The sequence below is a fragment of the Nitrobacter hamburgensis X14 genome, from assembly GCF_000013885.1.
Lineage (GTDB): Bacteria > Pseudomonadota > Alphaproteobacteria > Rhizobiales > Xanthobacteraceae > Nitrobacter > Nitrobacter hamburgensis.
On record NC_007964.1, the window covers coordinates 934,816 to 949,199 of the forward strand.

The following is a 14,384-nucleotide window of genomic DNA, read 5'->3' on the forward strand; positions in this document are numbered from 1 at the left end:
GTTGGACCCACTACCGCTCTGACGTCGCGCGAAGTCGAGCGGAAACTTGATAATCTTGTGGCGAAGACTGCGGGCACCGGATCACGATGTGATCGAGGGTGACCAGAGCGCGCGGAAGGTGGGTCTATTTCGCCGACGCGCGTCGAGGCTTGGCCGGCGGCTTGCCGGCTACTAAGGTCTCGCAGCAATCTGACGGGATCAGCTCCAATGGCCCGCACGATCGCAACGAACTCGATAACGTCGATCCGCCGCTCGCCGCCTTCGTACTTGGCGACAAAGGATTGAGGGCGCTTGAGACGGCGCGCGAGCTCATGTTGGGTCAGGCCAGCACGCTTGCGGGCAGCGACCATCAGGGCGCAAAAGGCGGCCTGGTCGGACGAATGGATGGTCTTGTCGATCCCACGGGCGGAAGCTGTCATCGCCCGGGCAAGCTGATCCCGAGACGGGATTATCCCAAAAACGGATAATATTAACGCTGATCGGATATTCCTCTGGCCGGAAGCGTGCTTTAAGGTCGACCAGCCAGGTGGTGCACACGGACCAGCTATTTTGCGCGCCCTCCTTGCCCGCGCAATCCCAACTCTGAATAATCCGTGCGCTGCTCGAGCCTTCGGGAGGGACATCGTAGTAACGAAGCCATCGCCGCTGGATCATCGCGCCGCCCGGCGGTACAGGGGCTTGTTGATCCTGCGCACTGAACGCTTCCGTCCCCATTTCCCGACGTAGATCCTCCAAAGTGGCCAGGGATTCGTATTTCTCGTGCAGCGCTTCACCGGCGTGACGCTCGTAGTATCGCGAATCGCCGATTTGAATGCGCTCGTCGACTTCAGCGATCGCCGGAAGACTGAGGACAGTCCACCGGTCGGAGCTCTCAGTGAGATAGCCGGTCAAGTCGTTGAGATGGACGCGCTGCATGACAACAATGATGGCGCTCTTTTCCTTGTTATCCAGGCGAGACACGAGCGTATTGGAAAACCACTGGTTTAATTGATCTCGCAAAGGCTGGGATTGTGCATCCACAGGCTTTTGAGGGTCATCGATGATAAATAGGTCTCCTCCCAGACCTGTCAGGGCACCCCCGACTGAGCTGGTTTTACGGAAGCCCTGCCCGGAGGTGTAGATGTTGGAGTCAGCAGCCCGCGAGACGATCATTTGCGGGAATGCTCTGCGATACCAATTCGACATCATGATGGCCCGACAATCGGCCGCATGCTTTGCTGCCAATTCGGCGCCGTAACTTAAGCAAATGATCCGCCGCCTCGGATCGTGGCCTAAAAGAAAAGCGGGAAACGCCACTGATGTTATGATCGATTTGAGATAGCGAGGCGGCAGATTAATGATGAGCCTGTTGATGTCGCCTCGTCGGATCCGCTCAAGCTGATAAGCAATCGCGTTAATGTGGTAGTTCGGAATAAAGGCCGATCCGGGATTTAACGTTCGGACGGAACGATGCACGAAGCTGGCAAAGTTGCTTCGCAGGATTGCATTGAAGAGGTCGATCTCATTTTTCATGGCTTTGCCATTCGCTTGTGTTAGTCTCTCCGTTCTTGGCTGCGAAGTCCTGTAAGAACGCTTCGACGACCGCCTTGTCGTCTGCGCTGAGTTCCGGCGCCTCTTGGGTCATTGAGGTTGCCGCCGCATGGCGGGCCAACAAAAATGCTGCAGTCTTCGTATTGCCTTTGAGAGAATCCTCAGCGAAGCGGTACAGCATTGCTTCTAAGACGGGAATCTTGCGCGTACCCCCGGGTCCCCTTACACCGACCATGCGATACAGTACGTCATCGAGCATCTTCGCTTCGCTTTTCCGTCCTCTTGGCCGGCCTCTTGGGTTGCCACTCTGACCGGGCTTGAATTGGTGTTCGACCGGTGGCTTGCCGTAGCCGACGTCAGGATTCCTGGCTTTGCGCAATATGCGGGCGCGTACCCGTGGCACACGTTTGGTCGGAGACGCCGTGCAGTTACTCCGCGCGTCGTCATCGCTGCGCTTGCTCATTTGCCACCTCCATCGGTAGATCGTTTTGCCTCAATCTCGTGGAATGTTAAGCCGCTGGCTTCGAGGATCGCATCCTGCCCAGTAAATTGCTGCCAACGACGAATCGCGACGTCGACATAGAGCGGGTCGATCTCGATGCCGAAGCCGCGTCGGTCAACCCGTTCGGCAGCAAGGATTGTTGTTCCGGATCCCATAAAGGGATCGAGGACAATGTCCCCGCGACGCGAACAATCCTTGATTGCATCCAGGACCAGTCCGACCGGCTTAACGGTCGGATGGACAGACAAATCATCCATCCGGCCAGCGCGGAATGTGTTTACGCCGGCGTACGTCCAGACGTTTGAACGATTGCGGCCGTGGCGACCTAATTCGATGTTATTCTGGTGTGGGGCATCACCGTTTTTAAAAACAAGGATGAGCTCATGTTGTGAGCGATAGAAGCTACCTTGCCCGGCATTGGTCTTGCACCAGACGACGACATTCTTGAGCTCGCTATAGACAGCATGCCCCGCCGTCAGTGCCTCCGAGAGATGGCGCCAATCTATAAAGACGAAATGGATTGAACCAGGCTTTGAAAATTCCGCACAGAGCTCCATCCATTGTCGTTGGAAGTTCATAAATTGCTCGGGCGAGAGTTCGCCGGAAGCGCGGGCGAATTCCCGATGCTTGATCTTCCCTCGTCCGACGATCTTAGCGATGGAATCGTTGTAGGGTTGATCGGGTATCGCAACTGACGCGAAACAACCTTTCATGAGCGCTTGGTATGCCTTGCGACTGCAGGCATCTGCACAAATGAGTCTGTGGTCGCCTAATATCCAGAGATCACCCTTGCGGGTGATGGCCTCCTTCGCCAGCAGGGGAGCGTCATCTGCTGGATCGCATTCTCCGTCGACCAAATCGACGAGCAAAGGTTCGATCTCAGCCGCGGAAAATCCGGTTATTTCGATATCGAGATTTATCTCGGGAAGAGATCAGATAGCTCGCCAAGCTCCTTGGCGAGGATTTTGCGGTCCCATCCGGCGTTGGCGGCGATTTTGTTATCCGCCAACATCAAGGCGCGCTTTTCTGCTTCGCTGAGGTCACTGACGACCACTAGGGGAACCTTGTCTAAATTCAATTCTGAAGCTGCGAGAAGACGGCCATGTCCTGCCAGGACAACGAAGTTCTCATCGACTAATAGCGGATAAGTCCAACCAAATCGCGAAATGCTGTTTGCGATCTGCCTGATCTGCTTCTTTGAGTGGGTGCGTGCGTTACGCGGATTGGGCTTGGGAGCATGGATAGGGACCCACTGAAGGGCCCATTGGATATCGCGCATGGGTCATCTCCAACCGGCGATGTCCACAAAGACGTAGACAAACGCCAGCGTTCACTGGTGTGACGAACTGAGAGATCGGGCTCTTGAGCGAGCCCACCATGCTATTTGACCGCAGCCACGATATCCAATGAAAGTGGCCGACCAGCCGTCTTACCATGCTGGAACACCAGCTTAGCCGAAAACCGCCTAGCCTAGGGTCCGGCTGTTCTCGTGCAGACGTAAATTTGATTCGTGCTGTGACGTCAATACCGATGGCTGAATGATTGGATTCGCGGGAATAGGCGTTATGGAACGCCAATGTCGCTCGTTGGTTACTGCGCCACCGACATCTCTAGTCGCCCAATGCCTGGAAAATTCATTGCAGGTCGGTGGATGTCGATCCCGAGAACAAAGCGACTCTCGGGCAACGGCTCCCAACGTCCGTCGGTGTCGAGTCGGTCGAGGCATAGTATTTCGGCCGACGATCGTCTATTTGAACAGCGAATTCGCACGCGAGCGTCCGTGCGCGTTGGACCTCATAAGCGTCTAGGATGCCAGGCGACGATGACGCGGCTCCGGCCGCGTTGTGCGCCGGCGACAAGCTTGTGATCGGGAGTGGAACACGCCACGCGCTCCATATGCGATGGCCTGCACGTCATCGAGGCCGTGATCGATGCCGGCGCTACCTACCCTAGGGCAACTGACCTCATACCTCACCGATTGGTCAGGCCAAAATGACTTTTTGTCATAAGGGGCTAGCTTGACTATCGTTCGCCCATGCCTTCGGCAGGCTGCGGCGCGGCCTTGGCGCGGACCTTCTGCTCGATCTGCTTGCCGGTCGCGGCGTCAACCTTCTTCCAGTAGTCGATGGCGCGGCTGAGTACCGGCTCCTGCACACCGCCGAGTAGACTGCCGGCGACTTGATCTACGAACTGCGCCCGCTGGGCGTCATTCCAGACCTCGCGCACCATGGTGCCAGGCTGGCTGAAGTCGTCGTCCTCCTTGTGCAGCGTGTAGGTGCTGCGCACCATCTCGCCGTCGCTCTCCCAGCCGTCGGCAATCGGGCCGGTTTGATCCATCCAGGTGCGCCCGCCGCTGTTGGTGGCGTAGACTGGCGCGCTGCCGCTATGATCGAAGGCCATCTGGCCGTCGAACATATAGGTGTTGACCGGCACCTTCGGCCGGTTGACCGGCAGTTGATGGAAGTTGGTACCGATGCGGTTACGTTGCGCGTCGTTGTAGGCGAAGGCGCGGCCCAGCAGCATCTTGTCCGGCGACAGACCGATGCCAGGAACCGTGTTGCCCGGCGAGAACGCCGCCTGTTCGATCTGGGCGAAGAAGTTTTCCGGGTTGCGGTTCAGCGTCATGGTGCCAACCCTTTTCAAGGGGTAGTCGGCGTGCGGCCATACTTTGGTGAGGTCGAACGGGTTGAAGCGATAGTTCTTCGCATCCGCATAAGGCATCACCTGCACCGACAGCGTCCAGCTCGGATGCTCGCCGCGCTTGATGGCATCGAACAGGTCGCGGCGATGGTAGTCGGCATCGCTGCCGGCCATGGCGGCGGCTTCCGCGTTGTTGAAGAACTTCATGCCCTGATTGGTGTGGAAGTGATACTTGACCCAGAATTTCTCGCCCTTGGCGTTGATCCACATATAGGTGTGCGAACCGTAGCCATTCATGTTGCGCCAGGTGCGCGGCAGGCCGCGCTCGCCCATCACGTACGTAACCTGATGTGCGCTCTCCGGATTATTAGTCCAGAAATCCCACTGCATGTGATTGTCACGCAGGCCGGAATCCGGCAGCCGCTTCTGGCTGCGGATGAAGTGCGGGAATTTCATCGGATCGCGGATAAAGAACACCGGCGTGTTGTTGCCGACGAGGTCGTAGTTGCCCTCGCTGGTGTAGAACTTCAGCGAGAAGCCGCGCACGTCGCGCCAGGTATCCGGGCTTCCCATTTCGCCGGCGACTGTGGAGAAACGCGCCAGCATCTCGGTCTTCGCACCTTTCTGAAACACCGCGGCCTTGGTGAACGCTGACATCTCCTCGGTGATGTTGAGTTCACCGAATGCGCCGGCACCCTTGGCGTGCGGCTGCCGCTCCGGCACCTTTTCACGGTTGAAGTGTGCCATCTGCTCGAGGAAATGTACGTCGTGCAGTAGAATCGGACCATTGGGGTTGAGCGTCAGTGAATTGCGGTCGCTGGCCGCCGGTACGCCGGTGCTCATGGTCGAACCGGTGTTTTGCTTTTTGTGTGAGCTACTCATGAAACCACCCTTTTTCTGATTTTAATCGCAACCGGACCTCGGTTCCCGCATATTCGGTCAGACTGGCGCAAGTGGATGACAGACAGCTACGAACTCTCTTCGATTCATATTGTAATAGGCAGATATCCAAATTAGGTCTAATCGCTTTATCTAGAGCGTTAGATAAGAAATTCTGATCGAGATGATTTCAGGTGTTTCCGGGATGATCGGCGCCTGACGGATCAGTTGCCGTGTGTCGGGAGTTCGTCCCGACAGATAACGCATCGTCGCGTCGGCCGCTTCGATCGCCTCGCGCGCGCCAGCGACCCGATGGATGGCGACATTATCCATCACAACGATGTCGCCGCGTTTGAGCGTCGGCACCAGGCATTGCTCGACGTAGGCCAAGAAAATCTCTCCGTTCATCGCCCCATTGATAATCATCGGAGCAGTCATGCCATCACAGCGCAGCCCGGCCACGAAGGTCAGTGTTTTCCAGGCTCCGAAGGGCACGCGCGCAATCTGGTGGCTGATGCATGTTGTCACATCATCCAGGAAATCGGGCGGCAGGTGTCGCGCAACATGTCTTTACAACTGAGACTCGATCGGCAACAGGCCGATAACGACAGCGGTGATGCGTCGCCAGATGCTTGCCGCAGGCTCGGAATCAAGGATCCTCGCGCTCGCTCCGGTTCCATCCTGCCAGACAACGTTTCCCGTTCTCGGCATGACCCTGTAGCTGCTTTCGGGCGAGATCTGATCAGCGAACACCCCGTTCACCTCGGTTGTCAGGCCCGGATCATCGAACAGCACGCCCATCTCGGTGTTGAGCGATATCGAACGCGAATCGAAATTGAACGAGCCGATGAAGCCCGACTTGCCGTCGACGGTGAAGGCTTTGGTATGCAGGCTGGCGCCGCTCGATCCGAACAGGGAGACACCTTGACGGATGATTTCCGGACGCAGTTCGTAGAGACTAACACCGGCGGCCAGCAGCGCCAGCCGATAATTCGCATAAGCGCCGTGCACGGCCACGACATCCGTCGCCGCGAGCGAATTCGTTAGCACGGATACCTCCGTGCCGGCAGCCGCCAGCTTTTGCAGAGCAACGACCCCCTGAGCTCCCGGGATGAAATAAGGGGAGATGATGTGCAGTTCGCTCGTCGCCGCATTGATCACCGGGAAGATGGTGTTCAAAAGCCAGTTCTCGCTTGCTGCACTAACGGCCTTTTCAGCAGGGTCGGAAACGATCCTCGCGCCGGCGGTCCAGTGAATGGTTTGCTTCCCGCTCAGCAGCGATCCGGTGCTGTTCTCCGCTTGCAGCCGTCGCAGATAAGGCCGGGCGCCATCACTCGACACCAAGGCTTCGAGATACGCCCTTTTCTTTCTCAGGTCGCCCTTTCGAAAACGCCAAAGCGAGCTGATCGGAAGCACAACGCTGCTGTTCCAGTAGTCATCGAATACGGTCTCGGCCTGCTGCACGGCAGGTCCGATCAGCACGAGGTCCATGTCGTGAAAATTCGACATTTCGGCCGCGTCGAAATAGGCGTCCCCGATGTTGCGGCCGCCGACGATCGCCATGCGGCCATCGGCAATCCACGCCTTGTTATGCATACGCCGCGTCACGCTGAAGGCGCGAAGCGCCATCTCGATGCCGCGCCGCAGCGCACTGGTGCGGCTGCGGGAAGGATTGAACAGCCGGATTTCGACGTTGGGATGGTTGTCGAGGGCCAGATAGGTGGAATCGTCGCCCTTCGTATTGATGTCGTCGAGAAGCACCCGCACCCGAACGCCACGATCGGCGGCGGCGATCAACTCGCGTGCCAGCAGACCGCCCGTCAGGTCGTCCTTCCAGTAGTAATATTGAAGGTCCAGGCTCCGCTCGGCGCTGCGCGCGGCGAGCGCCCTGATGGCGAAAGCCTGAAGATTGCTCGTCACAAGCAACAGACCGCTCTTGTCCGGATACTCCTTCAGCTTCGGCGAGACGATCCTGTCGAGCAACGTGTCGCGCTCGGCAATCGGCAGTGCCGAGGAGGGCTCGCCGCGCGCCTGCCTGGCGAAGCGGCCATAGGAATAAACCGCGGCGAGCGATGCCAGCGCAAACAAGGCCACAACAACAGCGATGATCGACAAAAGCTGCATTTCTTCAATTCTGCCGAAGGATTGACGCAGTGGAGGTTATGTGCCGGATAGCCGCTCTTCAAACCTTTCCAGAGTGGCAAATCCGGCTCCAGTGCCTATATTGGTCTAAGGAAAACTCTGATGGGCATCAAAGGATTCGGTGCCCGTTTTCGTGTGTGACGCAACAAACGATGGAGCCCGTCAACATCGTGCGAACCCAACGTGACAAAAGTCCTTCCATCCGCCGGTTCGGCCCGCTTCTCGTTTCGACGTTTCGCCAGGATCGTAAGGCCTATATCGCCCACCTCGACAAGGACCGCAGGGCGAGCGCCCTCATCGCCTCATACAACATCCACAAGGGCGTTGGCAGGGATCGCCGCTTCGATCCGCACCGCACGGTGAGGGTGATCAAGGAGATTCAGCCCGACATCATTGCCCTGCAGGAAGCTGATCGGCGTTTCGGCGATCGCCGCAGCCTTCTCGACATCCAGGCCCTCAAAAGCGAATGCAGCCTTGTCCCGGTTCCTCTGGAGTTTTCACAGGGCGGCCACGGCTGGCACGGCAACGTCATCCTCTACCGTGAAGGCAGCGTCACGGCGACCCATCAGGTCAAGCTGCCGGGCTTTGAACCGCGCGGCGCGCTGGTGGTCGATCTGGACCTGCCAAGCGGGCCTTTGCGCATCGTCGCGGCGCATTTGGGTCTGCTGCGCCGTTCGCGGGCGCTGCAGGTCGCGGCGCTGCTTTCCATCGCCGAACCACAGGACGACCGGCCGGTTTTGCTGGTCGGAGACCTCAACGAATGGCGGCTCGGCGATAAATCGACCTTGCATGGGCTGGCACCGGGTTTTGGCCCTCTGCACGCGCCTATACCGAGCTTCCCGGCACGCTTCCCCATGCTGGCTCTCGATCGCATCCTCGGCTATCCCCATGGTCTCATTTCGAGTGTAGCGCTGCACGATACGCCGCTGGCGCGCATTGCCTCCGATCACCTGCCGCTAAAAGCCGTGATCGATCTTTCGGCAGGCATTTCGGATCGTGCTTCAAAACCGGATAAGATAGCTGCCGCGTAGACCGGGATGCAGAATAGAGCTACGGCGTCGGGCCACGCTTAGAAGCGTGTCTTTACTCTCTGGCCGCATCAGCCATCTTGCGAAGTCTGCCGGAAGTCAACCGCCAAGTGCGTCAAGTGCTATCCGGCGCAGAGTTCGGCCGCCAATCAGCATCTTAGACTTCTTCAAGCGTGATATACAATTGTCACGCTTCGAAGACTGTATGCAGAATATCGCGTGTTGGGCCCGCTTGGCGCGGAACACGTAGACACTACCGGAGAACGGATCGGTCTGTAATGACGGCACACTTATGAGACACCCGTTGGTCAATTATAGCCGTTCACGAAGCACCGCGTAAGGTGCCTTTCCGTTGAATGCACCGTGAGGTCGGGAGAGAGGTTGTAGAACTGCTCCCACTCGGAAAGCCTTGCTCACAGGTCCACATCATCGGTGTAGGTGAGGAGCTGATGGGACTCCTGCTTATCAGTGCGATGCGAGCGCTCGACCTTGCCGTTCAGTTGCGGCGACGCCGTGTCCGGCATCACTCGTCCATATCTCGTTGCATCGTCAGGAATGAAAGACAGTGCTTCCATGCGGGCTGCCTTAACAGCGATCACGTTCCTTGAACAACAGGTCGGTGCAGCATTGCTGCATCGGACGACCCGCACGATCAAACTCAGCGAGATCGGCGAGCGTTATGCTGCGGCGTGCCATCGTGTTCTGGTCGATTTGCAGGAAGCGGAGGTGGTTGCGGCCGGCGAGCATATTGCCCCGCGTGGCGCCCTGACGATTACGGCTCCGCCCATCAGCGGGGAGGAAATTCTGCGCCCGATCATCGATGCGTATATCGAGGCTTTCCCGGCCGTTTCAGTCAATCTTGTTCTGATTGTGCGCAGCGCAAATCTGATCGAAGAGGGAATCGACATCGCCTTACGGATCGCCGAACTCCCGGATTCCTCGATGATGGCCGTTCGGATCGGTGGCGACGTGAAACCAGTTATCGTTGCCTCTCCGCGTTATCTCGCCCCGCACCCTCGCATCGACGAACCTAGTGATCTCACGAAGCACAGCATCGTCGCCTGCACCGATTTTGGAAGCGATGCCTGGGTCTTCCCTCCGGCGAGGAACGGGTCTGTGCCGCGCTCCGTCCAGTTTAAGCCACGACTGGTGGTCAACAGTGTGCGTGTCGCGCTCGGTGCCGCGGTGGGTGGGCTGGGGGTCACCCGCCTGCTTACTTATCATGTGGCCGAACGTGTCCAGGATGGTTCGCTGCAGCTCCTGCTGAGGGACGCGGAGCCTCCTGCGAGACCAGTTAACCTGGTGCTGCCGCAAGGGCGTAACGCAGTCCCGAAAGTCAGGGCATTCCTGGACTTCGCCGTGCCGCGGTTGCGTGCTGATTTTGCACGGCTCTCTGCTGAAGCAGTCGCGATGCACGCCGGATAGCTGCCATTCTTCCGGCAGAAGGAAGAATGTCTGCCGAACAAGAGATATTCAGGTATTTCGCGAAATCTCCCAAATGATGCCCACCGAGCCAGACGGGCCGGACAGCAGCGATCCCGCTCGCTGGGAGGATCTGAGGGGCATCATGAGCAACGAACGTAAGGTCGCAATTGTCACTGGAGCGTCGCAGGGTATCGGCGCCGGGCTGGTCAAGGAATTTTGAGACCGCAATTATCGCGTAGTAGCGACGTCGCGCTCGATCAAGCAGGCCGGCGACCAGGACATTCTGGCGATTCCCGGTGACATCGCTGATCCGAAGACGGCCGAGGCCGTGACCCGCGAGGTACTGGCTCGCGGCGACGATGCTGTCATCATTCATACAAGGCAGGAGGTAAACATGTCGCAGATCGAACACCCCAAGCCCCTTTTCCTAGATGAACTCAGTATCGGCCAGAAATTTACCAGCGCGAGCTACGGTATTTCCGAGGCGGAGATCAAAGAGTTCGCTTGTCGGTTCGATCCGCAACCCTTCCATCTTGATGACGAGGCGGCCAAATCGACCCTGTTCAGAGGACTCGCGGCGAGCGGCTGGCATACGGCTGCGGTAACCATGCGGCTCCTCGTTCAGGGTGGTGCACCGCTCGCGGGCGGTATTGTCGGCGCCGGCAGCGAAATCGAGTGGCCGTATCCCGTGCGACCAGGGGATGTGCTTCACGTCGAGAGCGAAGTGATAGAGATCATCCCGTCCCGTTCGAAACCCAACCAGGGGATCGTTCGGATGCGCAGCGAGACGAAGAATCAAAACGGAAAGGTTGTCCAGGTGTTGACGGCGAAGCTTGTTGTCCCTCGCCGGTCTTAGGTGCGATACTTGATGTGCATATTAGCTTGCTAATTGCCTTCTCTGACTCGAAAACGCCAGTAAGACACGGTGAGTGCATACCCGACGAATGCCGCTTGCTCGAGATTCTCCAGTTCGTCTCGGGTCGATGCCATCGGTCCTCAGGCGCCGCAGCGATCCTTCGACCGCCTTTCGAATATGGGTCGGATCTCCTGTGACCAAAGGGCTTCTCGCCGTCCATGGCGAGCTTGCCGTCGGTGCTGCGACCGCGTGAAGACGGTGTCGTCACCGACACCCTTGAAGGTTTCCTTGGTTTCCTGAAGTTTCGACGTATCGTCTTTGAGATTGCATTTTCTGATTCCTTTTAGAGGTTTACTGAAGCCATCGGCTCTGGCGCGCGCCCGTCCCATGGAAAAAGTGGGCTACTGCCCGATGAACGAGGTGATGAGTGCAACGGCCTGACCGGGCTGCTCTTCCATGATCCAGTGGCCAGAGTCCTTGACGGCAGCCGCGCGGACATCGGTCGCAGCAAATCCGATTTCGGTCGCCAGACTGGCGCCGTAGGAATGATCACCGCCGATCGCGAGCACCGGCATTGTCAGCTTGCCCTTCTCGGCAAGCAGCTTCTGGTTGTCGACGGCGTCGTCAGTAAAGGCCGCGAACTGCCCGCTGAAGTCGTCATGGATTGCGTGTGGGCGCGCGTAGAGAGCGGCATAGTAATCGCGCGTCTGCTCATCGATTGCGGCCGGGGTTGCCGACAGTTCGTTGTAGAAGCGATCGAGCAGGATGCGCTCCCGCCCGGCGACCAGGCGCTCGACGTCCGGTTCACGGAAGTTGAAGTGCCAGACCTTCGGATTCTTCAACTGTTCGTCCCAGTAGCCGATGCTCGGCAGCGGTGCGTCCATCGCCACCCACTTTACCGTTCGCGATGGATACTGCACGGCAAAGGCATAGCCGACCATGTTGCCAATATCGTGCTTCACGAGGGCCACGCTGCAAGATCGCGCTTGCGTAACCTTGCGGTAGCCGCCTTCCGGATGAGACGACAAGCCCATGCCGCGCAGATTAGGTACGACGACGGTATGATCCTTCATCAGAGCTTCGGCGAGCGGCACCCACATGTCGCTGGCGTCGCCGAAGCCATGTAGCAGCACGACGGCCGGACCGGTGCCGCCGAGGCGCACATATTGGGTGCCGTCGCTGACCGGCATCTGCTCGGCATAGAAAGTTGTCGGCCATGGTTTCACTTCGGCCTGCGCAGGCGTCGCTCCAAGGAATGCAACGGTCGACAGGAGCGTGGCGGCGGCCAAAGCGGTGAGTGAGGAAAGATGCTTTGAAATCGAGTTGGCGCCAAAAATATTGGAACCGGTGCGGAGAATGCTCATGGACGTTGCTCCTCGTTGAGTGGCAATATTAAGTTACATCGCCTGGGCTCTGGTGATTCTCAGCCGGCGCGGCACGAGATTGTTGCCGGATCGCCGCCAATCTGTGCTCCGCTCCCCGGTGATTTCGCGTGCTCCGAGCTTGGGATATGAATCCGCAATCGGGGCGAGCTTCGAAACATGCCGCATATGACGGATTTCGAGGCCTGGGCCATCTTCGCCAAAGTCGCCGAGCGCGGATCGTTCAGCGAGGCTGCGCAAGAGCTTGGGCCTGGCCAAAACCACTATCTCCAAGACGGTGATGACGTTTACCCGTAGAAGCGGGTGACATCGTCCTACGCAGGCCAACCATCGACCCCTCCGCTCGGAGACGATCGAACAACTCTGATAAAGCCAAACCGCAGGGAGAAGTTATGCCCAACACGATCCGTCTGCATCGCGTCATTGCCGCCAAGCCCGAAAAGCTCTATCGCGCCTTCCTCGAACCGGATGCGATTGCGAGCTGGCTTCCGCCCTTCGGGTTTACCTGCACCGTTCACGAGCTGGATGCGAAGGTCGGTGGCAATCATCGGATGTCATTCCGGAATTTCACCACGGGGAAAAGCCACTCCTTTGGCGGCTCTTATCTGGAACTCGTTCCGGGCGAACGTCTCGTCTACACCGACAAGTTCGATGACCCGCACTTGCCCGGCGAGATGAAGGTCACGGTGAGCCTGAAGGCCGTTTCGGTTGGCACAGAGGTAAACATCGAACAGCAGGGTGTGCCGGATGTGATCCCCGCCGAGGCCTGTTATCTCGGTTGGCAGGAATCCCTGCGCAAGCTCTCAAGACTTGTCGAGCCGGAAATCAACCAGTAGGCGCGAGCCTGAACTTGCTTCAGGACGTTTGCACTTGATACGCGATCACGCGAATCGTGGCTGTAGGCTCGCGCCATGCGTCGCACCGTCGCTATCGCGACAAAGGGCTCGCATGATCGCGCCCATCGCGCTACGAACGCCCACCCGCGGAGATCATTCGCCCGGACGGCTTTCCGGTGGCTATCGAACGATTTATTTGGTGCGGCGACTGAACGACTCGGCATACGCTTCGGTGCGTACATTAATGATTGGGTCATCCGAAGCCTCGATGCCGGTCGTCACATTGGTCGGCAGGAACAGCAACTCGTTCTCGACCTTCTTCGTATCCAACGCTTTGATGACCGCGATTTCGCCGAGTTCTACCGTCGGCCGGCTGTCCGGCCAGACTTTCGTGGCATCCGTCGTTGGATCATCAGCGGCGGCAACCTGCACCAAAAGGTGGAACTTGACTGGTCCTGTTTCGAGCGATGCCCGTAGATTGTCAGCTAGAGCGTTCGGAGGACGCTTCGCCGCCTCCTCGTCGCTTACGTAGGCGGGGCCGCTCTCGGGTACGATGCGGTAGCGGCCGAACTTGCTTGTTCCTTGCGCGTTGGTGAACTTGAACGCGTTGACGCCGAAGAAGGGCTGCGTACCGTAACTGACCGCCACAGGCCGAGGCGTGGTGACAAACGCTGATGCGGCTGGGTGGGTCGACAAGAATTTCTCGACCGGCGTCGGCTTGGGCACGTCGGGACCGCTCTCACCGACCGCCTGGAGCAAAGCCAGAAAATCTTCTCCAGTCGCCACCGGAAACCCGTTGGCCGATATGCAGACTATGTCTTGCTCGCTGCCACCCGAGAGACGGAACTTGATCGCCATGCCGCGGATACCACCCGTCGAAGGGTGGGTGTCGGGCGCGTCGGGGACGCCGCCCGCGTTTGAGAAGCGAATGACCAACGGTGTGGGAGCGCCTTTAAGAAAGGCAGCCGAACTGAAGGTGTCGGCGCCGTGCGCCGGCGTGAAGGTACCCTCAAACACGGCGCCCGTGGCGTGGTTCGCGCGAACGCCCGCATGCTGACCGTAAAGTGCGTTCATTTGATTGACCAGCCGAACGCCAAGCGGCTCGTCTTCGGCGCCGACGTAGGTCGCTCCTGCCGCCATCAGCGTGCAGAATGCGATGCTCAC

At 58.5% G+C, this 14,384-nt stretch carries 12 protein-coding genes and 4 pseudogenes; 5 read left to right on the forward strand and 11 right to left on the reverse strand.

The features are described from left to right. Positions 1-248 precede the first annotated feature (248 nt). The 8 genes and pseudogenes from NHAM_RS29015 to NHAM_RS04385 all read right to left on the reverse strand — a co-directional run. A pseudogene (locus tag NHAM_RS29015) lies at positions 249-350 on the reverse strand (helix-turn-helix domain-containing protein); the annotation flags it as partial. After that, entirely contained in the window at positions 310-1,512 is a 1,203-nt protein-coding gene (locus NHAM_RS24505; RefSeq protein ID WP_245269991.1) for a hypothetical protein, read from the reverse strand. The gene NHAM_RS24505 and the pseudogene NHAM_RS29015, both read right to left, overlap by 41 nt. Continuing rightward, positions 1,502-1,993 (reverse strand): DUF5681 domain-containing protein, encoded by a 492-nt coding sequence (locus NHAM_RS04365; RefSeq protein WP_011509414.1) that lies wholly within the window; start codon positions 1,991-1,993, stop codon positions 1,502-1,504. Before NHAM_RS04365 ends, NHAM_RS24505 begins: the two co-directional genes overlap by 11 nt. After that, positions 1,990-2,901: a DNA-methyltransferase gene (locus NHAM_RS04370; RefSeq protein ID WP_245269992.1), complete on the reverse strand. Its 912-nt coding sequence runs from the start codon at positions 2,899-2,901 to the stop codon at positions 1,990-1,992. Before NHAM_RS04370 ends, NHAM_RS04365 begins: the two co-directional genes overlap by 4 nt. Before the next feature lie 47 nt (positions 2,902-2,948). After that, on the reverse strand, positions 2,949-3,311 hold the full coding sequence (locus NHAM_RS27935) for a ParB/Srx family N-terminal domain-containing protein (RefSeq protein WP_245269993.1): 363 nt from the start codon (positions 3,309-3,311) through the stop codon (positions 2,949-2,951). Positions 3,312-4,054: 743 nt separating this feature from the next. Next, positions 4,055-5,554, reverse strand: a complete 1,500-nt coding sequence (locus tag NHAM_RS04375; protein WP_011509383.1) for a catalase — start codon at positions 5,552-5,554, stop codon at positions 4,055-4,057. A 150-nt stretch (positions 5,555-5,704) separates the two neighbouring features. Beyond that, positions 5,705-6,052 (reverse strand): annotated as a pseudogene (locus NHAM_RS04380) (transposase); the annotation flags it as partial. Positions 6,053-6,121: 69 nt separating this feature from the next. Further along, on the reverse strand, positions 6,122-7,675 hold the full coding sequence (locus tag NHAM_RS04385) for a phospholipase D family protein (protein WP_011509415.1): 1,554 nt from the start codon (positions 7,673-7,675) through the stop codon (positions 6,122-6,124). 170 nt (positions 7,676-7,845) lie between these two features. Between NHAM_RS04385 and NHAM_RS04390 the strand changes: the two genes are divergently transcribed. Further along, a complete protein-coding gene (locus NHAM_RS04390) occupies positions 7,846-8,724 on the forward strand; it encodes an endonuclease/exonuclease/phosphatase family protein (RefSeq protein WP_011509416.1) in 879 nt (292 codons plus the stop codon). 309 nt (positions 8,725-9,033) lie between these two features. On the opposite strand, the pseudogene NHAM_RS27940 reads toward NHAM_RS04390, so the two are convergent. Next, positions 9,034-9,230 (reverse strand): annotated as a pseudogene (locus tag NHAM_RS27940) (integrase core domain-containing protein); the annotation flags it as partial. Positions 9,231-9,276: 46 nt separating this feature from the next. On the opposite strand from NHAM_RS27940, the gene NHAM_RS04400 reads away from it, so the two are divergent. The 3 genes and pseudogenes from NHAM_RS04400 to NHAM_RS04405 all read left to right on the forward strand — a co-directional run bounded on the left by NHAM_RS04400 (position 9,277) and on the right by NHAM_RS04405 (position 11,002). Further along, entirely contained in the window at positions 9,277-10,146 is an 870-nt protein-coding gene (locus NHAM_RS04400) for a LysR substrate-binding domain-containing protein (protein ID WP_011509417.1), read from the forward strand. Between the two features lie 142 nt (positions 10,147-10,288). After that, positions 10,289-10,498, forward strand: a pseudogene (locus NHAM_RS27945) (SDR family NAD(P)-dependent oxidoreductase); the annotation flags it as partial. Between the two features lie 42 nt (positions 10,499-10,540). Continuing rightward, the gene (locus tag NHAM_RS04405; protein ID WP_011509418.1) at positions 10,541-11,002 is read left to right on the forward strand and encodes a MaoC family dehydratase; all 462 of its coding nucleotides are present in this window, start codon (positions 10,541-10,543) and stop codon (positions 11,000-11,002) included. Positions 11,003-11,403: 401 nt separating this feature from the next. Here the strand turns inward: NHAM_RS04405 and NHAM_RS04410 are convergent, their stop codons facing one another. Further along, positions 11,404-12,366 carry an alpha/beta fold hydrolase gene (locus tag NHAM_RS04410; protein ID WP_011509420.1) on the reverse strand — a complete coding sequence of 321 codons (963 nt, stop codon included), beginning with the start codon at positions 12,364-12,366 and terminating at the stop codon, positions 11,404-11,406. 410 nt (positions 12,367-12,776) lie between these two features. On the opposite strand from NHAM_RS04410, the gene NHAM_RS04415 reads away from it, so the two are divergent. Next, positions 12,777-13,220, forward strand: a complete 444-nt coding sequence (locus NHAM_RS04415; protein WP_011509422.1) for an SRPBCC family protein — start codon at positions 12,777-12,779, stop codon at positions 13,218-13,220. 192 nt (positions 13,221-13,412) lie between these two features. Here NHAM_RS04415 and NHAM_RS04420 read toward each other — a convergent pair whose 3' ends face one another. Continuing rightward, the gene (locus tag NHAM_RS04420) at positions 13,413-14,384 is read right to left on the reverse strand and encodes a catalase family peroxidase (RefSeq protein WP_198136995.1); all 972 of its coding nucleotides are present in this window, start codon (positions 14,382-14,384) and stop codon (positions 13,413-13,415) included.

Bases quoted from the DNA above. Each gene is read 5' to 3' on its own strand.
- NHAM_RS27935 (WP_245269993.1), bottom strand. From the start codon at position 3,311: ATGCGCGATATCCAATGGGCCCTTCAGTGGGTCCCTATCCATGCTCCC.
- NHAM_RS24505 (WP_245269991.1), bottom strand. From the start codon at position 1,512: ATGAAAAATGAGATCGACCTCTTCAATGCAATCCTGCGAAGCAACTTT.
- NHAM_RS04400 (WP_011509417.1), top strand. From the start codon at position 9,277: ATGAAAGACAGTGCTTCCATGCGGGCTGCCTTAACAGCGATCACGTTC.
- NHAM_RS04405 (WP_011509418.1), top strand. From the start codon at position 10,541: ATGTCGCAGATCGAACACCCCAAGCCCCTTTTCCTAGATGAACTCAGT.
- NHAM_RS04375 (WP_011509383.1), bottom strand. From the start codon at position 5,554: ATGAGTAGCTCACACAAAAAGCAAAACACCGGTTCGACCATGAGCACC.
- NHAM_RS04415 (WP_011509422.1), top strand. From the start codon at position 12,777: ATGCCCAACACGATCCGTCTGCATCGCGTCATTGCCGCCAAGCCCGAA.
- NHAM_RS04390 (WP_011509416.1), top strand. From the start codon at position 7,846: ATGGAGCCCGTCAACATCGTGCGAACCCAACGTGACAAAAGTCCTTCC.
- NHAM_RS04365 (WP_011509414.1), bottom strand. From the start codon at position 1,993: ATGAGCAAGCGCAGCGATGACGACGCGCGGAGTAACTGCACGGCGTCT.
- NHAM_RS04385 (WP_011509415.1), bottom strand. From the start codon at position 7,675: ATGCAGCTTTTGTCGATCATCGCTGTTGTTGTGGCCTTGTTTGCGCTG.
- NHAM_RS04410 (WP_011509420.1), bottom strand. From the start codon at position 12,366: ATGAGCATTCTCCGCACCGGTTCCAATATTTTTGGCGCCAACTCGATT.